Source organism: Pseudonocardia sp. ICBG1034 (assembly GCF_020131375.1).
Lineage (GTDB): Bacteria > Actinomycetota > Actinomycetes > Mycobacteriales > Pseudonocardiaceae > Pseudonocardia > Pseudonocardia alni.
The window spans coordinates 87,124-107,095 of sequence record NZ_JAHLEK010000015.1; the positions used below are offsets into that span (position 1 = coordinate 87,124).

Sequence of the window (19,972 nt, forward strand, 5' to 3'; positions counted from 1 at the left end):
AGCGCGCCGTGGACGGCCTCGGTGGCCCGGCCCCGGGTGAGGGGGCCGGGCGGGGCACTGCGGGTCGTGACGGGCCTCAGACGGCCCGGATCTCGTCCCTCGCGTACTCGCGGGCCAGCACGTCGTTGAAGGTGAACGTGCCGGTGGGCTGATCGTCCTGCCCGAGCAGGTACAGCCGCTTGACGGCGACGAGGATGCCCTCGGCGACGACGTCACGGAAGCCCGGGTCGAGCAGCTTGCGACGGTCCCCGAGGTGGGTCAGATACCCGATCTCGACGCGGACGGCCGGCATCCGGGTCCGTCGCACGAGCTCCCAGGTGCACGTCTGGCTGCGGCAGTCGAGCATCGAGGTCCGGGTGAGCAGCTCGCGCTGGATCAGCCCGGCGAGCGCCTCGCCGACGTTCGACGTGGTGCCCGACCCGTTGCCGAAGTAGTAGGTCGCCAGACCCTGCGCGTGCGGGCTGAAGCTCGCGTCGGTGTGCAGCGACACGACCATGTCGGCGCCGACGTCGTTGGCGAACTGCGCGCGCTCGGTGTCCGGCGGGTTGCCGTTCTCCGGCCGGGAGAGCAGAGCCTCCATGCCGGTGGCCGACATGCGGCCGACGACCCGGCGGGCGAGGTCCCACATCAGGTCGGCCTCGGTGACGCCGCCGACGTCGACACCGCGGTCGTGCCCGCCGTGCCCCGGATCGATGACGATGCGCTTGCCGCGCATCCGCGGGCCGGCCCGGCGCAGCAGCTCCTGCTCGCGCATGAGGTGCGGACGCCCGCCGGTGACCTTCCGGCCGAGCTGGCGCAGCGCGCGCAGCGTCTCCGGGCCGCAGACCCCGTCGGGGGTCATGCCGTAGTCACGCTGGAACCGGATCAGGGCCTGCTCGGTCTGCTGGTCGAACAACCCGCTCGGCCGGCCCGGGTTGTACCCGAGCTCGAGCAGGCGTTCCTGCAGGTGGGCGACGTCGTCGCCGGTGGTGGGAGTGGAGAGCGTGAACGACAGCATCCGGTCGCCCAGGCTCCAGCCCGCCTCCCGCAGCGCGCGGGCGGTGTCCGGGCCGACGATGCCGTCGGTGATCAGGCCGCGACCCTGCTGGAACATGCGGACGGCGCGGTCCACGCCGTCGTCGAACATGTCCTGGGCGCGCGAGCCCGGCGGAACCGCCGGGAGCAGACCGAGCTGTCCCAGCGTCGTCCGGATCTCGCGTACGGCCGGACCGCAGTCCCCGCGCCGGAGCAGCTGCATGCACCCCTCGCTCGCAGTCGTGAGGCGCCGTGCGACGCCCGTGATCGGTCGGTTTCGCCCGGTGACCGGACGCGTGCCGGACTCATTGTGCCCTGCCCCGCCCCCGGAGGAGTGCAGCGGGGCGGATACGCGCGTGTCCCGGTTGTGATCAACCGGGACACGCAGCGTTATCTCCGTGCGCTATGCAGCGCACGGACAGTGATCAGATGTGGTCGGCGAGATCGGCGAGCAGTGCCGCCTTCGGCTTCGCGCCCACGATCTGCTTCACCGGCTTGCCGCCGGAGAACAGGATCATCGTCGGGACCGACATGACCTGGTAGTCGCGGGCGACCTCCGGGTTGGCGTCGATGTCGAGCTTGGCGACGGTCAGCTTCTCGGAGTTCTCGCCGGCGATCTCGTCGAGCACCGGGGCGACCATCTTGCACGGGCCGCACCAGGTGGCCCAGAAGTCGACCAGGACGGGCTTGTCGCTCTTCAGGACGTCCTGGTCGAACGAGCTGCTGGTGACGTCGACGGTGTTGTTGCCCATGGGGTTCTCCTTCGGTCGCGGATGCGGGTCTGTCGGGTGCCGGGGGGCGGTCAGTGCGCGGCGTCGGCGACGGCGGCCGCCGGGGCGGTCTCCTCCGAGCCGTAGCCGCCACCGGCCATCTCGGAGCCGACCTCGTGGCCGGCCAGCCAGCGCTCGGCGTCGATCGCGGCCGAGCAGCCGGAGCCCGCGGCGGTGATCGCCTGGCGGTAGGTGTGGTCGACGAGGTCGCCACAGGCGAAGACGCCCGGGACGTTCGTGTAGGTGGTACGTCCGTCCACCTGCACGTAGCCCTCGTCGTCGACGTCGACCTGGCCCGCCACCAGCGCGCTGCGCGGGTCGTGGCCGATCGCGACGAACATGCCGGTGACGTCGAGCGTGCTGGTCTCGCCGGTCACGGTGTCGCGCAGCTGCAGCTGCTTCACCGAGCCCTCGCCGGTCACCTCGGTGACCTCGGAGTTGGTGCGCCAGCGCATCTTCGGGTCGTTCTGCGCCCGCTCGTACATGATCTTCGAGGCGCGGAACTCGTCGCGGCGGTGGATGACCGTGACGGTCTCGGCGAAGCGGGTGAGGAACGTGGCCTCCTCCATCGCCGAGTCGCCACCGCCGATGACGGCGATGTTCTGGTCCCGGAAGAAGAAGCCGTCGCAGGTGGCGCACGAGCTGACGCCGCGGCCGAGGAGCTTCTGCTCGCCGGGGACGTGCAGGTAGCGCGGGGCGGCACCCATCGCGAGGATCACGGCGCGGGCCCGGAAGGTCTCCTTGCCGACCCGCACCTCCTTGACGTCGCCGTCGAGCTTCACCTCGTCGACGTCCTGCGGGCGCAGGTCGGCGCCGAAGCGCTCCGCCTGGCCCCGCATCTGCTGCATGAGCTCGGGGCCCATGATCCCCTCGGTGAAGCCCGGGTAGTTCTCCACCTCGGTCGTGGTCATCAGGGCGCCGCCGAACTGGCTGCCCTCGAACACGAGCGGGGCGAGCTGGGCCCGCGCGGCGTACACCGCAGCGGTGTAGCCGGCCGGCCCGGACCCGATGATGATCAGGTTGTGCACCGTGTCGTCGGTGGTCACCGGTACCGATCCCTCCTGGCGCGCCCGGGCGACGGGCGCGATGACGGGCCTGCGGGTGCCGGCCCGGGTGGCCGGCTCCTGCGTCGTGGCTGCCGTATGGCTCGAACGCGATCCTAGACAGGGGCATTCCCGCTCGTCGGTGCCGTCGGACGTGGGCCGCGTGACCCGGGCGGCGCCGGTGCCCGGCCCCGTCAGCCGATGGTGGTCTCGGCGAGCACCCGCGCGGTGCCCGGCCCGCAGTCCGGCGGTACGGCGACGAGGTGGTAGCGGCCCCGCTCCGGTCCGCCGAGGACGAGCAGGACCGCCGGGTGGCCGTCGACGGAGTGCGGGCGGGCCGTCAGGAACGGAGCGTCCGGTCGCGGGTCGCCGGCGGCCGTGAGGCAGGCGCGGGCCCGGGCGGGGTCGTCGAGCGCGCCGACGGGGACGGCCGCGCCGGCGGCGGCGGACCGGAGCTCCTCCGGGGCGGCCCCGGCGACCGGGACGACGACCGGCGCGGTGGGCACGAGGGCGGCGAGCCCGACCCCGGCGACGACGAGTGCCGCTGCCGCGACGGCGAGCGCGCGCCACGGGGTGCGGCGGCCCGGCGGCGGGCCGCCGGCCGCCGGAGCCTCGCCCCGCTCGGGTCCGGGAGCCGCTCGCGCCACCTCCGCGGCGAGCCGCGCCCGCATCCGCGCCGCCACGTCGTCCGGCATCGCCACCGGACCGAGTTCCCGGGCCATCCGCGCCCCGACCTCGACGAACCGTTCCTCGTCGGGATGACACGAAGCAGGTGAACAGGGGTTGTCGTCGTTCTGACGAGTGTTCTCCGAGGAGTTGTCGTCGAACTGGTGAGAACTGCTCATCCCTCGTCCTCCCGCAGCACGGGGGCCAGCCGGGCCCGCGCACGGGCCCGGCGGCTCTTCACCGTCCCCGGCGCCACCGCCAGCATCTCCGCCGCCTCCGCGACGCCGTAGCCGAGCCCGTCCACGAGCACCAGCGCGGCCCGCTGGTCCACCGGCAGCAGGGCCAGCGCGTCGGAGACGGCGAGCCGCACCACGAGCCCGCCCGCGTGGTCCCGGGCCGCGACGACCGTCTCCAGGGCCCGCAGCCGGTCCCGTCGCCGCCCGGCCGCGCGGAGCCGGTCGACGCAGTCGTTCACGAGGATCCGGTGCAGCCACGTCCCCGTCGCGGCGTCACCGCGGAAGCCGGGCGAGCGGAGCGCGGACAGGAACGCCTCCTGCACCGCGTCCTCGGCCTCGGTCCGGTCGCCGAGCATCCGCAGGGCCACCGACCAGAGCCGGTCGGCGTACCTGCGGAACATCTCGTCCAGGTCGGGCGGGGCCCGGTCCGGGATCCGGTCGACGGTCGTCACCCGCGCACGGTAGGCAGCGCCGAGGGGTGCTCACGGGCGTTGCCGGGCCGGTCGGTCGCGATCGCGAACGGGGCGGCTCAGGGTGCGGTGCGGCGGAACCCGATGTCGTCGATCCGGGTCTGGTTGTCCGGCCCGAGGTTCGTGATCCACAGGAGCACGTGCTGGGTGGGGCGGCCCGGGTCGAGGCCGACCGTCGTCCGTCCCGAGGACAGGGTGACGGTGTCGAGCAGCGTCGTCTCCGCCAGCGTCGGCTCGGCCGACGGGGCCGAGCGGACCTGCACGACCGCGCCCGCGGTCGGCGAGTCGATGGTGAGCCCGGTGAGCGGCTCGGCGGCGTCGAACGAGGCCAGCACGCCGATCCCGGGCTTGAGCGCCGGGAAGGGCTGGAAGTAGCGGCTCGTCGTCCACACGGTGGAGGGGTCGCCGTCGACGACGTTGCCGACGGTGCCGGCGTTGTCCGCGTCGCCGACCGGGTCGAACACCGTCGCCGACACGTCCGGCACCGCGGTGCCCGTCCCGGACGACACGGCCGGGGCCCCGGGGGCGGGAACCTGCTGCTGGACCGGGGCGCTCGCCGCGGGCGGGACGACCACCGGCGGGGCGCCGCCGCCACCGAACAGCATGCCCAGCTGCACGGCGACGTACCCGAGCACGATCAGCACGCCGACGGCGAGCACTCCGAGACCGATCTGCAGGTTGCGGCGGCGCCGGGGGTCGTTGCGGGTGTCGGGCAGCCGGTCGGAGTCCTGCCACACGTCGTCGGGCTCGGCGGGCGCGCCGTCGTGCACCGGCGGGAAGAAGGCCTGGTCGGCGTCCTCGGCGACGACGTCGGCCAGCATCCGGTGCATCGCCGCGGCGGTGTGCACCCGGCTGACGCCGTCGCCCTGGCCGAGCGCGCCGCTGCACAGCGTGTCCAGCTCCAGCGGCACACCGGGCCGCAGCTGCGACGCGGGCCGCAGCCGGCCCGCGGGCGTGCGGTCGGCGGCGACGAGCCCGGCGCGGGCGGCGTCGGACACCGACAGCGGCCAGCGCCGGGTGAGCAGGCAGTAGAGGATCCCGCCGAGCCCGCGGACGTCGTCGGCGGCGGACACCGACGGGCGCGGGAGCAGGAAGGCGAGCATGGCGCGCCCGTCCGGGGTGATCCGGACGCGCTGCGGGTGGTCGCAGCCGAGCACCAGGCCCTGCTGGTGGGCCTCGGTGGCGGCGGCCGACAGGGTCTCGACGGCCTTGGCGGCCCGCTGCGCGCGGACCGGGCCCTCGGCCACGGTCTCGGCCAGCGAACGCCCGGGCACCCACTCGGCGACGGCGGCGCCCAGCACGTCGGCCGGCAGGCCGTGCGTGCCCGGGGCCAGTACGTCGAGCAGCCGGGCGCTGCCGGAGTGCTCGAAGCAGCCCGAGCGCAGGGCACGCACGATCATCTCGCCGGCGCGGGCGGTGCCCTCCGGGTCGTCGGAACGGTCGTCGGCGGGAAGCCTGCGCAGCAGCGTGACGCCGACCGGGCGGCGCAGCACGGTGTCCTCGGCGCGCCAGAACTCCGCCCCGGCGGCCGGGTCGGACCCGATCCGCTGACGGAGCACGTAGCGCTCGGTGAGCGGCGAGCCCGCGGTGGTGCCCGCGGTCTCGCGGACGGGCGGGATGCGCTCGGTGGGCCGGGCCTGGGCCGGCACCGCGGGCACAGCGGCCGTCGGCTGCTCGTCGGCGGGTGCCCCGGCGGTCCCGGGCGCGTCGGCGGTCGCCGCGGCGTCGGTGGGGTCGAGCGACGGGTGCGGACGGGGTGCCGCGTCGTCCTCGACGGGGTGGGGGCCGGTCCGGGCAGTGCGCTCGCCGATCTGCCCGCTCAACGGCCTCGCCCTCCCCTGGCGCTCGGTGTCGTGTCCGGCGTCAGCCTACGGCACCCGGTCGGATGTGGACGAGCCGAGAACACGCCCCCGGACCCGTCTCCCCTGTCTTCGGAGACGGGGGACGATCGGTTTGCCTCCCGACCCCCCGGATTCGCCGGAAAGCACCTGTGATGCGACGAGCGGTCAAGACCCCACGGCGAACGACAGCGGTGTTCCTTGTCTCGTCCGACGGCTCCGCGGGCTCAGGAGCCGTGGGCACGTCCGGACGGCGCCGGTCCCGGTGGCACGGGGACGTCCGGGGGCGTGCCGGGCCCGGGCCCGGGGCCGGGACCACCGGACGGCCCGGGTGCGGCGGCCGGACGCAGTCGGCGCAGCACCCGCCGGACCACCAGGACCACGAGGACACCTCCGGCGATCGCGGTCAGCCAGACCGTGACCGTCCCGTAGACCGTCGACCGCACCCGCAGCCGGGTGTCCGGGCCGAGGGCGACGCCGTCGGGGGTGAGCAGACCCGCGTCGACGCTGAACACCCCGGAGCGGGTGACCTGGGCGCTGACCCGCACCTGGACACGGCCGCGCGGCGGGACCGCCTGCACCTCGATCGGGGCGACCCGCAGCCCGGTGGTGCTCGACAGCACCACCCGCACGTTCATCGTCACCGGCAGCCCGTTGGCGACGGTGATCAGCAGCGGCGCGTCGCTGGTTCCGAGCGAGTACGGGCTGGGCGGCTCCACCACACGCACCGACGCGCGTATCTCGGCGATCCGGTCGGCGACGACGGTCTCCTCCCGCTCGGCGCGGGCCGGGTCGCCCCGCCACCACGACGACACCGCCCGCAGCGTGCCGGTCACCAGCGGGTCGAACACGTCGGCGGGGCTGGCCCCGACCCCGGTGCGGGCCTCGGCCGCGGCCCGCAGCGCCTCGATCGTCCGTACCTGGTCGGCCACCCCGGACACGACCGTCCCCGGGATCTCCGCGCCGCCGGCCTGCGGTGGGTAGAACAGCTGCGTCCCGCCCGCCTGCACGTCGCCGCCGACGAGGGTGGACAGGCCGGTCGGGGCGATCCGGCCGTCGTCGATCAGCGAGGTCAGGGCGGTCAGCACCCCGGCGGCGGCCGGCCCGTCCGCGGCCCAGCGGTGCGGCGGTGCGACGACCAGCGGGCCGCCGGCGTCCCCTGCCCGGAACGCGAGCGCCCCGGCGAGGTCCTGGCCGGCGAGCCCGCCCACGTCCCCCTCCTGCACCTCGACGCCCGCGGGTCCGCTCGCGGCCTCGGTGAGCAGCGGGTCGGTGAGCAGCGCGGAGTCGTCGCCGTCGCGGCCGGTGCCGTCGGAGCCGCCCACGCGCACCCGGCCGGAGGCCGCGGTGCCGGTCACCCCGTCGGCGGAGAGCAGCAGCCGGGTCCCGCTGCCGAGGGCGTCCAGCGTCGCCTCGTCGACGACGCCGTCGGCGGGCCACACGACGCCGTCGAGGACCGTGGTCCCCAGCTCGGCGGACAGGGTCCGGCGGCCGCGGTCCAGCGCGGTCCTGGCGAGGTCGGCCTGCCCGCCGCGGACCAGGGCGACGAGGTCGGCGTCCGACGGCGGCAGCGCGATCACACAGGTCCCGCGCGCGGCCGCGGTCAGCGCCGCGAGCCACTGGCCCGCCGCCTCCGCGCCGCGGCCGGGCACGGACTCGTCGGGGCCGGTGACGACGCCGTAGCCGTCGCGCATGGCGGCCGCGGTGGCGACGAGCTCGGGGTCGATCGCCAGGCAGAGCGCGGCCCGGGTCGGGGACCCGGCGGGCGCGGCCGAGCCCAGCGCATCGACCAGGCCGCGCAGCCGGCCGCCGTCGGCGAAGGAGGTCGCGAGGTCGTCGTCGGTCAGCAGCGGCGGCTCGCCGGGCAGCGGCGGGACGCGGCGCGGGGCGTCGGTGATCGGGTACAGCATCGTCACCGGCGCGGCGGTGACCGGCGACGACGGCGGCGCGGCCCCCGGCAGCGACGACACCGGCAGCATCGTGCGGACCCCGGCCAGCCGCGACGGGGTGCCGTCGACGGTCCCGTTGAGGTTCACCAGCAGCGGGTAGGTGCCCGGGCCGGGGAGCGCCAGCGTCGACTGCGGGGGTCCGGTGAGCGGGACGGCGTAGCGGAACGGGACCGACGCGCCCGGCGCGAGCGGGCCGAGGTCGGCGAACGGCGGCGTCGCGTCGTCGACCGTGGCCTCCCCGGCCAGCGCGGCCCGCAGCGCCGCCTCGCCGGCGAGCACCGGCCCGCGCTGCACCCGGACGGCCAGGTCGTCGACGATCCCCGGGCCGGTGTTGGTGACGGTCCCGGTGACGACCAGCTCGCCCGGCCCCGCCGACGTCACCACCCGCGGGGTCATCGTGCCGACGTCGAGCCGGACCGGGGCGACGGGCTGCTGGGCCGGTTGCTGCGCCGGGCGGTCCCGGGCCGCGGCCTGCGGGGCGCCCGCCGGGAACGCCGCGGGCAGGAACAGCGTCACCACCGCGGTGAACACGATCGCGACCAGGGCCGCGACCCGGCTCACGCCGTCTCCTCCAGCAGGTTGGCCGCGTGCCGGATCAGCCGGCGCTCGTCGGCGTAGGCGAGGCGGCCCTCGAGCTCGTCGAGCGGCACCCAGGCCACCTCGGAGACCTCGACGTCCTCGTCGCAGAGCTCACCGCCGAGCGCGCGCATCAGGTAGTGGTGGACCGTCTTGTGGACGCGCCGGTCCTCGGCGACGAACCAGAAGTCGATGGTGCCCAGGGGAGCCAGCACCTCACCGATGATGCCGGTCTCCTCCTGCACCTCGCGCACCGCGGCCTGCTCCGCGGTCTCACCGGCCTCGATGTGGCCCTTGGGCAGCGACCACAGCAGCCGGCCCCGGCGGTCCAGCCGGCCGATCAGCGCGGCGGCGCCGGTACCGGGGTGCACGACGAGCCCACCGGCGGACGTCTCGTCCACCGTGCGCAGCCGGCGACGGCGGTCCGGGGACCGGTCGGCGCGCCCGGCACGGCCGGCGCGTGCGCTCCGGCCCTCACGGCCGGGTTCCGCGCCGCGCCCTGCCGAGGAGCGGCCGCGGGAGGTGGACATGTGGCGATGGTAACGAGGAGGTGGCTCGAAGGGGGGTCGACGAGCCGCCCGCGGCCGTGGCGTCACCCGGTCGCCCTGCCGTCGATCAGCGGTCGAGCGGTACGGAGCGACCGGAGGACCCGTGCCCACCGGCCGGGCGCGTTGCCTAGACTGGCCCGTCGTGTCCTCGTCGTCCCCGTCCTCCACCGCCCGACAGGTGACCCGGCCGACCCGACCTCCGGCCGGATCCGCCCCGGACCCGGACGAGCTGCAGCGAGCACAGGAGAACGCCGTGGTCGCACTGCTCGACGTCCCGGCCGTCGCCGACGAGCTGGCCGCCCGTTTCGCCGCCCGCGGTCACCTGCTCTATCTCGTCGGCGGCAGCGTCCGCGACGCGGTGCTGCGCGGCACCGGCGCGTCGACCCGGGACTCCGGGGACCTCGACTTCACCACCGACGCCCGCCCCGAGCAGATCCTCGCGATCGTGCGCGGCTGGGCCGAGGCCGTCTGGGACACCGGGATCGCGTTCGGGACCGTCGGGCTGCGCCGCGACGGGCAGACCCTCGAGGTGACGACCTTCCGCGCCGACACCTACGACGGCACCTCCCGCAACCCCGAGGTCCGCTTCGGCGACACCGTCGAGGGCGACCTGGTGCGCCGCGACTTCACGGTCAACGCGATGGCGGTCGAGCTGACCGGGTCGCACCGCCGCTTCGTCGACCCGCACGGCGGGTTCGCCGCGCTCGCCCAGGGTGTCCTGGACACCCCGGACACCCCGGAGCGCTCCTTCTCCGACGACCCGCTGCGGATGCTGCGCGCCGCCCGGTTCGTCTCCCAGCTCGGGTTCACCCCCGCCGCGCGGGTCACCGCCGCGATGACGGCGATGGCCGACGAGCTGACCCGGATCACCGCCGAGCGGGTGCAGGCCGAGTTCACCAAGCTGATGATCGGCGACCACCCGCGGCGCGGGCTGGAGCTGCTCTGCGACACCGGCCTGGCCCGGCACGTCGTCCCCGAGGTCCCGGCGATGCAGCTGGAGACCGACGAGCACATGCAACACAAGGATGTCTACACCCACTCGCTCGTCGTGATGGAGCAGGCGATCGAGCGCGAGACCGACGGGCCGGACCTCACGCTGCGCCTGGCCGCGCTGCTGCACGACATCGGCAAGCCGGCGACCCGGCGCAAGGAGCCGGACGGGCGGGTCTCGTTCCACCACCACGAGGTGGTCGGGGCGAAGATGACCCGCAAGCGGCTGCGGGCGCTCAAGTACCCGAAGGCCCTGGTCGACGACGTGTGCCAGCTCGTCTACCTGCACCTGCGGTTCCACGGCTACGGCAAGGGCGAGTGGACCGACTCGGCCGTGCGCCGCTACGTCGCCGACGCCGGCCCGCTGCTGGATCGCCTGCACCGGCTGGTGCGCTCGGACTGCACCACCCGCAACCGGCGCCGGGCCTCGGCCCTGCAGCGCAACTACGACGGCCTGGAGGACCGGATCGCCGAGCTGCGCAAGCAGGAGGAGCTCGACGCGATCCGCCCCGACCTCGACGGCAACCGGATCATGGAGCTGCTGGGCATCCCGCCGGGCCCGGCCGTCGGGAAGGCCTACCGGCACATGCTGGCGCTGCGGATGGAGCAGGGGCCGATGGACGCCGAGCAGGCCGAGGTCGCCCTGCGGGCCTGGGCGGACGAGAACCTCTGATCCGTACGAACGTCCCGTACGGACGTCCACACTGATGTACGTTCGTATTGTACGAACGTATGGACGATCATGTCCGGTGTACGACGATGCGGCGAACGGGTGGCGGCATCGCGTCCGCGCCGGAGGTGCGAACATGGACCCGTGCGGGAACACCGCGCCACGCGAGGCGCCGCTCTTCCCCCGGTCACACCGGGGAGTCTGCTCGTCGCCGCCCCCGGTCTGGGCGACCCGAACTTCTCGCGGACGGTCGTCTACATGATCGAGCACCGTCCGCAGGGCAGCCTCGGGGTCGTGCTCAACCGGCCCGGCCAGGCGGCCGTACGGGACGTGCTCCCGCGCTGGGCCGGGCTCACCAGTGATCCCGGGACCATGTTCGTCGGTGGGCCGGTCGAGGCGCGCACCGCGCTCTGCCTGGCCGCCCTGCGGACCGGGGAGACCGGTCGCGGGCTCGGCGGGCTGATGCCGGTCCGGCCACCGGTGCAGCTGGTCGACCTCGACTCCGACCCGGCGCCGCTCGCGCAGCGGCTGCGCGGCCTGCGGATCTTCGCCGGGTACTCCGGCTGGGACGCGGGCCAGCTGGGCGGCGAGATCGCCCGGGGTGACTGGTACGTCGTCCCCGGCCTGCCCGACGACCTGCTGACCACCGTCTACGACCAGCTGTGGGAACGGGTGCTGCGCCGCCAGGGCGTTCCGCTGGCGCTGCTCGCCACGTTCCCGCGTGATCCCGCCTGGAACTGATCCCCGCGGGCGGTGTGTGACCTGTGGTGGGCCCACCCCCGGTCAGGACGCCGCGGCCGGTGCCGCGCAGCGCGGGTTCGCCGCGACCGTGCCCGGGGGCGCCGACCGGCCTACCGTGGGGGTCGTGCCGTTCGACCGTCGTCCCCGGCCCGATCCCGTCGGTCCCGGGCAGGAATCGGTGTGGGACTACCCGCGCCCGCCCCGGGCGGAGCGGGTGCCCCGCCGTGCGGAGCTGTGGCACGGCGGGACGCTCGTCGCCGCGTCGGACGACCTGGTCCGGGTGCTGGAGACCAGCCACCCGCCGACCTGGTACCTGCCCCGCACCGCCTTCACCGACGGCGTGCTGGTGCCCGGTGAGCACCGCACGTTCTGCGAGTGGAAGGGCGTCGCCCACTACTGCGACGTCCGCGTCCCCGGCGTGCCGCCGCTGACCGACGTCGCCTGGTGGTACCCGCGGCCGGACGCGCGCTACCCGGAGCTGACCGACCGGGTCGCGGTCTACGTGGCGCCGTTCGAGCGGATCACCCTGGACGGGGAGACGGTCCGTCCGCAGCCCGGCGGGTTCTACGGCGGCTGGGTCACCGACGAGGTCGTCGGACCGTTCAAGGGCGGGCCGGGCTCCCGCGGCTGGTAGACCTGCGGGGCCCGGGGATCAGGCCCCGCAGGTCGGGCCCGTGGACCGGTCCCGCAGGTCAGGCCTCGCGGGTGAGCCCGGTGCGCGCCCCGGGTTCCGAGCCCGGCTCGGTGCCGGTCGCGTCGCGGCAGCCCGCGACCAGGTCGCAGCCGGCGCAGACCCCGCCGCAGCTCGGGGCCGCGGCCTGCGCGGCGATCGCCGCCGCCGCGGCCCGCGCCCCGACCGCGCCCCCGAGACCGGCGAGCACGACCGTCCCGACCAGCGCGATCGCACCCAGCACCCACGGGGCGGCACCGGTCCGGTCCAGGACCAGCAGCACCGTCCCGCCGACCAGGGCGATCACCCCCGCGGCGCCGACCGGCGGCGCGGCCACCCGGTTGGCGATCGCGAACGCGTCGGCGGTCCGCAGGCTGTCCGCGGTGCGGACGCCGACGAAGCGGTTGCGCGGCAGCCGGCCGGTCGCCCCCAGCACGGCGAGGACGACGAGGACCACCCCGGCCAGCAGGAGCAGGGCGGCGAGGAGCAGGCGGAGCGTCGTGGGCACGTGACCAGGGTAGAACCCGGGGGAACGGGGACGCCCGCCCCGGCTACCCTGGTCACATGTGCACGGCCCGCCGACTTCCCGGCGCGGCGTCGTAGCCACAACACGGCGCCGCGACGGCCCCTCCTGCGTGATGCGCACGAGGGGCCGCGACGTGTTCCGGGCCCGAGTCGGGCCGTCACGACAGGCATCCCCGAGGTGAGACGGACATGAGCACCGAGACCACGACCGCGTCCGAGCAGCGCGCGGACCGACCGGCGTACCGCTACGACGCCGAGATGGCCGCTCGGATCGAGCGGAAGTGGCAGGACTTCTGGGAGACCGAGCAGACCTTCCACGCCCCGGACCCGGGTCAGCCCGGCTCGGAGAAGCCGAAGGTCTACCTGATGGACATGTTCCCCTACCCCTCCGGGGCGGGACTGCACGTCGGGCACCCGCTGGGCTTCATCGGCACCGACGTGCTGGGCCGCTACCTGCGGATGAACGGCCACAACGTGCTGCACCCGATGGGCTTCGACGCCTTCGGGCTGCCCGCCGAGCAGTACGCCGTCCAGACCGGTACGCACCCGCGGACGACGACCGAGGCCAACATCGCCCGCTACCGGCAGCAGCTGCGCCAGCTGGGCCTGGGCCACGACCCGCGCCGCTCGGTGTCCACCACCGACATCGGGTTCTACCGCTGGACCCAGTGGATCTTCCGCGAGATCTTCGAGTCCTGGTACGACACCGACGCCGACCGCGCCCGCCCGATCTCCGAGCTGCGCGCCGAGTTCGAGGCCGGCACCCGTCCGACCCCCGACGGCCGCCCCTGGGCCGAGCTGTCCGAGGCCGACCGGCGCGCCGCCGTCGACGGGTACCGGCTGGCCTACATCTCCGAGGCGCCGGTGAACTGGTGCCCCGGCCTGGGCACCGTGCTGGCGAACGAGGAGGTCACCCCGGACGGCCGCTCCGAGCGCGGCAACTTCCCCGTCTTCCGCCGCAACCTCAAGCAGTGGATGATGCGGATCACCGCCTACGCCGACCGGCTGGCCGACGACCTGGACCGGGTCGACTGGCCGGAGTCGGTCAAGGCGATGCAGCGCAACTGGATCGGCCGCTCCGAGGGCGCCCGGGTCCGGTTCCCGGTGCAGTCCGGCGCCGACGCGATCGAGGTCTTCACGACCCGCCCGGACACCCTGTTCGGCGCCACCTACATGGTGCTGGCGCCCGAGCACCCGCTGGTCTCCTCCCTGGTCCCGCCGCAGTGGCCCGACGGCACCGACCCGCGCTGGACCGGTGGCGCCGCGACGCCGTCCGAGGCCGTCGCGGCGTACCGGGCCGAGGCCGCGCGCAAGTCCGAGCTGGACCGCCAGGAGAACAAGGACAAGACCGGTGTGTTCACCGGCGCGTACGCCACCAACCCGGTGAACGGCGCGGCCGTCCCGGTGTTCGTCGCCGACTACGTGCTGATGGGCTACGGCACCGGCGCGATCATGGCGGTGCCCGCCGAGGACACCCGGGACTGGGACTTCGCGGCCGCGTTCGGGCTGCCGCACGTGCGCACGGTGCAGCCGCCGCCGGACTGGGACGGCGGCGCGTACACCGGCGACGGCCCGACCATCAACTCCGCGAACGACGAGATCAGCCTGGACGGGCTGGGCGTCGACGAGGCCAAGCGCACGATCATCGACTGGCTGGCCGCGAAGGGCGCCGGCGAGGGCGTCGTGCAGTACAAGCTGCGCGACTGGCTGTTCTCCCGGCAGCGCTACTGGGGCGAGCCGTTCCCGGTCGTCTGGGACGAGCACGGCCCGATCGCGCTGCCCGAGGACCAGCTGCCTGTCGTCCTGCCCGACGTCGACGACTACTCGCCCAAGACCTACGCCCCGGACGATGCGAACTCCGAGCCGGAGCCGCCGCTGTCCCGGGCGCACGAGTGGGTGGCCGTCGAGCTGGACCTGGGTGACGGCCCGAAGCAGTACCGCCGCGAGACGAACACGATGCCGCAGTGGGCCGGGTCGTGCTGGTACTACCTGCGCTACCTGGACCCGGAGAACACCGAGCGGTTCGTCTCCGCCGAGGCCGAGAAGTACTGGATCGGCAAGGACGCGGCCCGGTCGGTCGCCGACCCGGGCGGCGTGGACCTGTACGTCGGCGGCGTCGAGCACGCCGTGCTGCACCTGCTGTACTCGCGGTTCTGGCACAAGGTCCTGTTCGACCTGGGCCACGTGAGCAGCGAGGAGCCGTTCCGGAAGCTGTTCAACCAGGGCTACATCCAGGCCTGGGCCTACACCGACGCCCGCGGGACCTACGTGCCCGCGGAGGAGGTCGTCGAGGTCGTCGGCGAGGACGGCACGAGCGCCGGTTTCACGTGGAACGGGCAGCCCGTCACCCGGGAGTACGGGAAGATGGGCAAGTCGCTGAAGAACGTCGTGACGCCCGACGACATGTGCGACCGCTACGGCGCCGACACCTTCCGGCTGTACGAGATGTACACCGGCCCGATGGACGCCTCGCGTCCGTGGTCGACGCGGGACGTCGTCGGCCCGCAGCGGTTCCTGCAGCGGGTGTGGCGCAACCTGGTCGACGAGGGCACCGGGGCGGTGACCGTCGTCGAGGACGCGCCGTCGGAGGAGATCCTCCGGTCGCTGCACAAGGCGATCGCCGGTGTGCGCGAGGACTTCCCGGCGCTGCACTACAACACCGCCGCCGCGAAGCTGATCGAGCTGAACAACGCGCTGACCAAGCGCGGGGCGCCGGTGGAGCGCGAGGTCGCGGAGGCGCTGGTGCTGATGCTGGCGCCACTGGCCCCGCACATCGCCGAGGAGCTGTGGCAGAAGCTCGGGCACGAGGACACGCTGACCTACGCGCCGTTCCCGGTCGCCGACGAGCGCTATCTGGTGGCGGACACCGTCGAGTACCCGATCCAGGTCAACGGCAAGGTCCGCTCGCGGGTCACCGTCGCCGCCGACGCCGCCCAGGACGACATCCGGGCGGCCGCGCTGGCCGACGAGAAGGTCGTCGCCGCGCTGGACGGGGCCGAGCCGAAGAAGGTCATCGTCGTTCCGGGGCGCCTGGTCAACGTCGTCCGCTAGGGAACGCAGGCGACCTCCTGCCCGTTGAACGGGCAGGAGGTCCGTCATGAGCGCAGTCCTGACCGTGATCGTCGTCCTGGCCGTCGTCGCGGCCGTCGTCTGGCTGGTACGGCGGCACAACGCGGACTCCGCCGCCGCCCTGGCCGACGCCCGGGCCGAGTCCCGGCGCTGGGTGGAGCGCCTCGGCGGCCAGGTCCTGGCCCTGACCGGGACCGACGACCCGAGCCGTCAGGCGCTGGCCGACGCCGCCGAGCGCTACACCGCCGCGGGCTCGCAGATGGAGCAGGCGCGCACGGCCGCGCAGTGCCGGCAGGTCACCGAGACCGCCTACGAGGGTCTCTACTACGTCCGCGCCGCACGCACGGCGATGGGCATGGACCCCGGGCCGGAGCTGCCGCCGCTGCCGGGCCGGTCCCGCGCCGGTGAGGTCACCGAGGACCGCGAGGTCGAGGTGGAGGGCCGCCGCCTGGGCGCGTCCCCGCAGCCGACCGACCGGAACAGCCACTACTACCCCGGCGGGACCGTCGCCGGACGTCCGGTGCCGCGCGGCTGGTACTCCGAGCCGTGGTGGAAGCCGGCACTCGTCGCCGGGGCCTGGGGCGTCGGTTCGGCGCTGCTGTTCACCTCGCTGTTCAGCGGGATGGCCGGCGCCGACCAGGCCGCCTACGCCGACGGGTTCGCCGACGGCGCCGCCCTCGACGACCCGGGCTTCGACGGCGGCTTCGACGGCGCCGACCAGGGCGGCTTCGACGGCGGGGGCCTGTTCGACAACGACTCCGACTTCGGCGGGGACTTCTTCTGACCCGCGCGCTGTAACGGCCGGCCCACGGGCGGCATCCCCTCGTCCGAGCGACCAGCCGTGGTCGCACGGCGAGAGGGGCCACGTCATGACGTACTACCTGCAGGCGATGCGCGGGTTCTCCGACTTCCGGGGGCGCGCCCGGCGGGCCGAGTACTGGATGTTCGTCCTGGTCTACCTGGGGATCTACCTGGTGGCCGGGATCCTGGACGCGGTCCTGGGGACGACGCAGCTGCTCGGCGCGCCGGTGCTGGCGACCGTGGTCGCACTCGTCCACCTGGTGCCCGCGATCGCGGTCCTGGTGCGACGGCTGCACGACACCGGGCGCAGCGGGTGGTGGTACTTCATCGGCTTCGTCCCGCTGGTCGGGGTGGTGCTTCTGATCGTGTGGCTGGCGACCGACGGCGAGCACCGTCCGAACGCCTGGGGCGACGACCCGAAGCGCGCCGAGCGTGCTCCCGCGCAGTTCGTCGCGGCGCAGGCCGGGCCGTACGGGGTCCCGCCGCAGTTCCGCTGAGGCGGCGGGCCGGTCAGGCGCGGGATCCGCGCCGGACCGGCTTCTCCGGCCGCCGGGTCGCCCCGGTCCCCGGGTCCGGCGGCCGGGACAGGGCCGGCTCGGCGAGCCAGGCCTCCACGGCGTCGAGCACGAACGCGGCGTCGTCGAGGGCCGCGCGCGCCTCCGTCGCCGGGGCGGTCACGTCCGAGTGGTCGGCCAGTGCCCGCCGGTTGTAGAGCGACCGCAGCAGCCGCCCGGCCCGCGGGTCCAGCGACCGTTCCCGCACCACCCGGCGCACGAACGCGCTGACGACCTCGGAGTGCTCGGCGCGGGTCTCCCCCAGCACCAGCAGCGCGGTCTCGGCGGCCCGGAACGCGGCATGGAACGCGCGGGAGACCGCGGCGTCGCCGAAGCCGTTCTCGGCCAGCACCCGGGCCCCGCCCAGCTCGACCCTGGCCCGCGCGATCCCGCCGTGCACCCGCCGGGTCACCGGATCCGCACCGCCTCGGCGCGGGCACGCACGACCGTCGGGTCGGCGGCACGGACGAGCTCGCCCTGGCCGACCGGCAGCACGCTGATCGTCAGCCCGGTCCGCCGGGTGTGCTGCCACAGCACGTCGTCCATCGCGCGGACCTCCTCCCAGGGCAGGATCGGGAACCCGTCGTCGTCGAGGACCACGAGCAGGTCGATCGCGGACTCGACCGAGCCCTCCCCACTCGCCCAGGACCCGAACAGCAGCACCTGACGCAGCCGGGGGCCGTAGAGCAGGCCCAGGTCGTCGGCGACGGCGGCGGGCACGTCGTCGTTGGACGGGTCCGGGTCGGGATGGCGGGCCCTGAGCCGCTCGCCGTCGTCGGCACCGATCAGGCCGGCCGCGACCAGCCAGTCCGCCGCGCGCCGGCGGGAACGGGCGTCGCGGAAGCGGTACCACTGGTCGCGGACCTCGGGGAACTCGAACAGCGTGTTCTTGAACCGGCGGAACGCACCCCGGCCGTCGATCGCGCGGTCCAGCAGCGCCGCGGCCCGCCGGTGCTGCACGCCCGCGGTGAAGTCGGACATGTCCCGGTAGGACTCCCGGCTGGTCACCGGCCGGATCTCCACCCAGTCCGGACCGGGCCGGTCGTCGCCGGACACGCCGTGCACCTCGGCGTCGGCCGGGTCGAGGTACCAGGTGACCTCCGGCGTGCGGTCCTCGAGCGCGTCCGCCAGTGCGGACAGGTCGAGGCGGGCGGGGTCGAGCACGGGGCGACTCTATGCCCGGTCCGGTGCGCGTGGCAGCCGCCGCGGGACCCTCAGTCGTCGTCCTCCTCCCCGGAGCCGAAGAAGAAGTGCGCGACGAGGACCGCCCCCCAGATCCCGATCGGGAAGATCGGCCAGAAGAACGGGAGTCCCTCCCCGTCGGAGGACGAGGCGAACGCGGTGACCACCCAGATGCCGGTCAGGATGACCGAGGTGCCGGCCCACGAGCGCCACTCGGTGAGGTGCTCACGCCTCGCCTCGGCCTTCTCCACCTGCGCCGTCTCGGCACGCACCGACGGCAACGTCGTGCGTTCCACCGCGGGCAGGTCGGTGACGAGCCGGTCGAGGTCCGCGCGGACGGTCGCGGCGTAGGCCTGCTGCAACCGCTCGTCGTACTCGATCAGTGACAGCCGGCCCTCGTCGTGCGCCAGCTTCAGCCGTTCCGCGGTCTCGCTGCGGTCGGCGTCCGACACCCGCATCACGGACCGCTCGTCGTCCCTGGACTCCCCCATGCCCGTCGAGCGTAGCCACGGGGAGGGACACGGGGGTCCGTCGTTCGGACGATCCCCGCCCCCGGGGCGGAGCCGAACGGGTGGCGACCGCGACGCCGACCAGGCACAGCAGACCGCCGGCGAGCGCGGCCGGTGCGGGCACCTCCCCGAGCAGTGCCCAGGACAGCCCGACCACCACCGGCGGGATCGCGTACGTGGTGGCGGCCAGCCGCCCCGCGGTCGTGCGGGTCAGAGCGTATCCCCAGGTCAGGAACGCGACTCCGGTCGGGAACACCCCCAGGTAGACGACGCCGGCGACGGCCGTCGGCGGCGCGGTGGCGAGCGCGGCGACCAGCGACGGCAGGAACGGCAGCAGCGCGACGGCCCCGGCGACGGCGCCCGTCCAGGTCATCGTCAGGGCGTCGACCCGGGGCAGCAGCCGCTTCTGCGCGACGGCCGCGCCCGCGTAGACCAGTGCGGCGAGCAGCCCCAGCAGCACCCCGGACAGGTCGGCGCCCCCGGCCGACGACGCCGCCGCGATGAGCACCACCCCGACGAACGCGACGGCCATCCCGGCCAGCAGCCGTGCCGGGAAGCCCTCGCCGAGCAGCAGCCCGGCGAGTACGGCGACGACCACCGGTGCCACGTTCACCAGCAACGCGGTCGTGCCCGCGTCGAGGTGCCGCTCGGCCGCGTTCAGCGCGAGGTTGTAGACGCCGAACCAGGCCGCGCCCCAGATCACGACCGCCGCCAGCAGCCGTCCGCGGGGCAGGGGTGGGCCGGGTCTGGGTCTGCGGGCGCGGACCACGGTCAGGATCGCGGTCAGGGTCAGGGCCCCGACCAGCATCCGTCCCAGGGCCAGCGCGCCCGGCGACAGGTCGTGGCCGACGGCGCGGATGCCCACGAAGGCCGAGGCCCAGAGCACGACGGTGGTGGCCGCGGCGGCGAGCGGCAGCAGTCCCGGCCGGGTCGCGGCGCTCACAGGGTGGGCCGGCGGGTGTCGTAGCCGGTGCGGACGGGCAACCGTCGCGGTCGTTCCCGGAACAGCCGGTACAGCGCGGCGAGGGTGGCGGGTGTGGCGAGGGCGAGCAGCCCCAGGTTCACGGTGGTCATGGAGACATCGTCGAACCGCTCACGGTTCAGCACCAGCGATATGTCCTACCTCTGGATTCAGTTCTGCTGTACGTTTG

General features: G+C 74.7%; 19 protein-coding genes and 2 pseudogenes. 6 read left to right on the forward strand and 15 right to left on the reverse strand.

The window, feature by feature from the left end; all coding sequences use genetic code 11:
• Window positions 1-76: 76 nt before the first annotated feature.
• The 8 genes from KPF22_RS01960 to KPF22_RS01995 form a co-directional block, all read right to left on the reverse strand.
• Window positions 77-1,237 carry an N-acetylmuramoyl-L-alanine amidase gene (locus KPF22_RS01960; RefSeq protein WP_224401047.1) on the reverse strand — a complete coding sequence of 387 codons (1,161 nt, stop codon included), beginning with the start codon at window positions 1,235-1,237 and terminating at the stop codon, window positions 77-79.
• A gap of 202 nt (window positions 1,238-1,439) precedes the next feature.
• Entirely contained in the window at window positions 1,440-1,766 is a 327-nt protein-coding gene (trxA, locus tag KPF22_RS01965) for a thioredoxin (RefSeq protein ID WP_020622767.1), read from the reverse strand.
• 50 nt (window positions 1,767-1,816) lie between these two features.
• Window positions 1,817-2,830: a thioredoxin-disulfide reductase gene (trxB, locus tag KPF22_RS01970; protein WP_224401048.1), complete on the reverse strand. Its 1,014-nt coding sequence runs from the start codon at window positions 2,828-2,830 to the stop codon at window positions 1,817-1,819.
• Between the two features lie 191 nt (window positions 2,831-3,021).
• Window positions 3,022-3,672 (reverse strand): hypothetical protein, encoded by a 651-nt coding sequence (locus tag KPF22_RS01975; RefSeq protein WP_224401049.1) that lies wholly within the window; start codon window positions 3,670-3,672, stop codon window positions 3,022-3,024.
• Window positions 3,669-4,181 (reverse strand): sigma-70 family RNA polymerase sigma factor, encoded by a 513-nt coding sequence (locus tag KPF22_RS01980; RefSeq protein WP_073573699.1) that lies wholly within the window; start codon window positions 4,179-4,181, stop codon window positions 3,669-3,671. Before KPF22_RS01980 ends, KPF22_RS01975 begins: the two co-directional genes overlap by 4 nt.
• Window positions 4,182-4,258: 77 nt before the next feature.
• Window positions 4,259-6,022 carry a protein kinase family protein gene (locus tag KPF22_RS01985; RefSeq protein ID WP_224401050.1) on the reverse strand — a complete coding sequence of 588 codons (1,764 nt, stop codon included), beginning with the start codon at window positions 6,020-6,022 and terminating at the stop codon, window positions 4,259-4,261.
• 242 nt (window positions 6,023-6,264) lie between these two features.
• Complete coding sequence (locus tag KPF22_RS01990) at window positions 6,265-8,547, reverse strand: DUF6049 family protein (protein ID WP_224401051.1); 2,283 nt, start codon at window positions 8,545-8,547, stop codon at window positions 6,265-6,267.
• Window positions 8,544-9,092, reverse strand: a complete 549-nt coding sequence (locus KPF22_RS01995; protein ID WP_062399002.1) for an NUDIX hydrolase — start codon at window positions 9,090-9,092, stop codon at window positions 8,544-8,546. Before KPF22_RS01995 ends, KPF22_RS01990 begins: the two co-directional genes overlap by 4 nt.
• A gap of 196 nt (window positions 9,093-9,288) precedes the next feature.
• Here KPF22_RS01995 and KPF22_RS02000 point away from each other — a divergent pair, with 196 nt between their 5' ends.
• From KPF22_RS02000 to KPF22_RS02010, 3 genes are all read left to right on the forward strand, one after another.
• Window positions 9,289-10,773: a CCA tRNA nucleotidyltransferase gene (locus KPF22_RS02000; protein ID WP_073573696.1), complete on the forward strand. Its 1,485-nt coding sequence runs from the start codon at window positions 9,289-9,291 to the stop codon at window positions 10,771-10,773.
• 141 nt (window positions 10,774-10,914) lie between these two features.
• Complete coding sequence (locus KPF22_RS02005) at window positions 10,915-11,511, forward strand: YqgE/AlgH family protein (protein ID WP_073573695.1); 597 nt, start codon at window positions 10,915-10,917, stop codon at window positions 11,509-11,511.
• 124 nt (window positions 11,512-11,635) lie between these two features.
• A complete protein-coding gene (locus KPF22_RS02010) occupies window positions 11,636-12,145 on the forward strand; it encodes a DUF427 domain-containing protein (RefSeq protein WP_208825942.1) in 510 nt (169 codons plus the stop codon).
• 58 nt (window positions 12,146-12,203) lie between these two features.
• Here KPF22_RS02010 and KPF22_RS02015 read toward each other — a convergent pair whose 3' ends face one another.
• On the reverse strand, window positions 12,204-12,689 hold the full coding sequence (locus KPF22_RS02015; RefSeq protein ID WP_208825944.1) for an SdpI family protein: 486 nt from the start codon (window positions 12,687-12,689) through the stop codon (window positions 12,204-12,206).
• 206 nt (window positions 12,690-12,895) lie between these two features.
• On the opposite strand from KPF22_RS02015, the gene leuS reads away from it, so the two are divergent.
• The 3 genes from leuS (at window position 12,896) to KPF22_RS02030 (ending at window position 17,073) form a co-directional block, all read left to right on the forward strand.
• Window positions 12,896-15,757, forward strand: a complete 2,862-nt coding sequence (gene leuS, locus KPF22_RS02020; protein ID WP_208825946.1) for a leucine--tRNA ligase — start codon at window positions 12,896-12,898, stop codon at window positions 15,755-15,757.
• Window positions 15,758-15,803: 46 nt separating this feature from the next.
• Window positions 15,804-16,559, forward strand: a complete 756-nt coding sequence (locus KPF22_RS02025) for a hypothetical protein (protein ID WP_224401052.1) — start codon at window positions 15,804-15,806, stop codon at window positions 16,557-16,559.
• 85 nt (window positions 16,560-16,644) lie between these two features.
• Window positions 16,645-17,073 (forward strand): DUF805 domain-containing protein, encoded by a 429-nt coding sequence (locus tag KPF22_RS02030; protein WP_224401053.1) that lies wholly within the window; start codon window positions 16,645-16,647, stop codon window positions 17,071-17,073.
• Between the two features lie 13 nt (window positions 17,074-17,086).
• On the opposite strand, the gene KPF22_RS02035 is transcribed toward KPF22_RS02030, so the two are convergent.
• The 6 genes and pseudogenes from KPF22_RS02035 to KPF22_RS31780 form a co-directional block, all read right to left on the reverse strand.
• Window positions 17,087-17,542 carry a HEPN domain-containing protein gene (locus KPF22_RS02035; protein ID WP_224401054.1) on the reverse strand — a complete coding sequence of 152 codons (456 nt, stop codon included), beginning with the start codon at window positions 17,540-17,542 and terminating at the stop codon, window positions 17,087-17,089.
• Entirely contained in the window at window positions 17,539-18,294 is a 756-nt protein-coding gene (locus tag KPF22_RS02040; RefSeq protein ID WP_062398985.1) for a UPF0158 family protein, read from the reverse strand. The genes KPF22_RS02035 and KPF22_RS02040 overlap by 4 nt, the downstream gene beginning before the upstream one ends.
• A 50-nt stretch (window positions 18,295-18,344) precedes the next feature.
• A complete protein-coding gene (locus KPF22_RS32905; protein ID WP_224402437.1) occupies window positions 18,345-18,584 on the reverse strand; it encodes a hypothetical protein in 240 nt (79 codons plus the stop codon).
• An 87-nt stretch (window positions 18,585-18,671) separates the two neighbouring features.
• A pseudogene (locus tag KPF22_RS32910) lies at window positions 18,672-18,803 on the reverse strand (DUF1707 domain-containing protein); the annotation flags it as partial.
• A gap of 94 nt (window positions 18,804-18,897) precedes the next feature.
• A pseudogene (locus KPF22_RS02055) lies at window positions 18,898-19,764 on the reverse strand (DMT family transporter); the annotation flags it as partial.
• Window positions 19,761-19,895: a hypothetical protein gene (locus KPF22_RS31780; protein ID WP_255624105.1), complete on the reverse strand. Its 135-nt coding sequence runs from the start codon at window positions 19,893-19,895 to the stop codon at window positions 19,761-19,763. The gene KPF22_RS31780 and the pseudogene KPF22_RS02055, both read right to left, overlap by 4 nt.
• Window positions 19,896-19,972 lie beyond the last annotated feature (77 nt).

Excerpts from the sequence above, each read along its gene's own strand:
- KPF22_RS01960 (WP_224401047.1), bottom strand. The coding sequence starts at position 1,237 with ATGCAGCTGCTCCGGCGCGGGGACTGCGGTCCGGCCGTACGCGAGATC.
- leuS (WP_208825946.1), top strand. The coding sequence starts at position 12,896 with ATGAGCACCGAGACCACGACCGCGTCCGAGCAGCGCGCGGACCGACCG.
- KPF22_RS02030 (WP_224401053.1), top strand. The coding sequence starts at position 16,645 with ATGACGTACTACCTGCAGGCGATGCGCGGGTTCTCCGACTTCCGGGGG.
- KPF22_RS02025 (WP_224401052.1), top strand. The coding sequence starts at position 15,804 with ATGAGCGCAGTCCTGACCGTGATCGTCGTCCTGGCCGTCGTCGCGGCC.
- KPF22_RS31780 (WP_255624105.1), bottom strand. The coding sequence starts at position 19,895 with ATGACCACCGTGAACCTGGGGCTGCTCGCCCTCGCCACACCCGCCACC.
- KPF22_RS01995 (WP_062399002.1), bottom strand. The coding sequence starts at position 9,092 with ATGTCCACCTCCCGCGGCCGCTCCTCGGCAGGGCGCGGCGCGGAACCC.
- KPF22_RS01975 (WP_224401049.1), bottom strand. The coding sequence starts at position 3,672 with ATGAGCAGTTCTCACCAGTTCGACGACAACTCCTCGGAGAACACTCGT.
- trxA (WP_020622767.1), bottom strand. The coding sequence starts at position 1,766 with ATGGGCAACAACACCGTCGACGTCACCAGCAGCTCGTTCGACCAGGAC.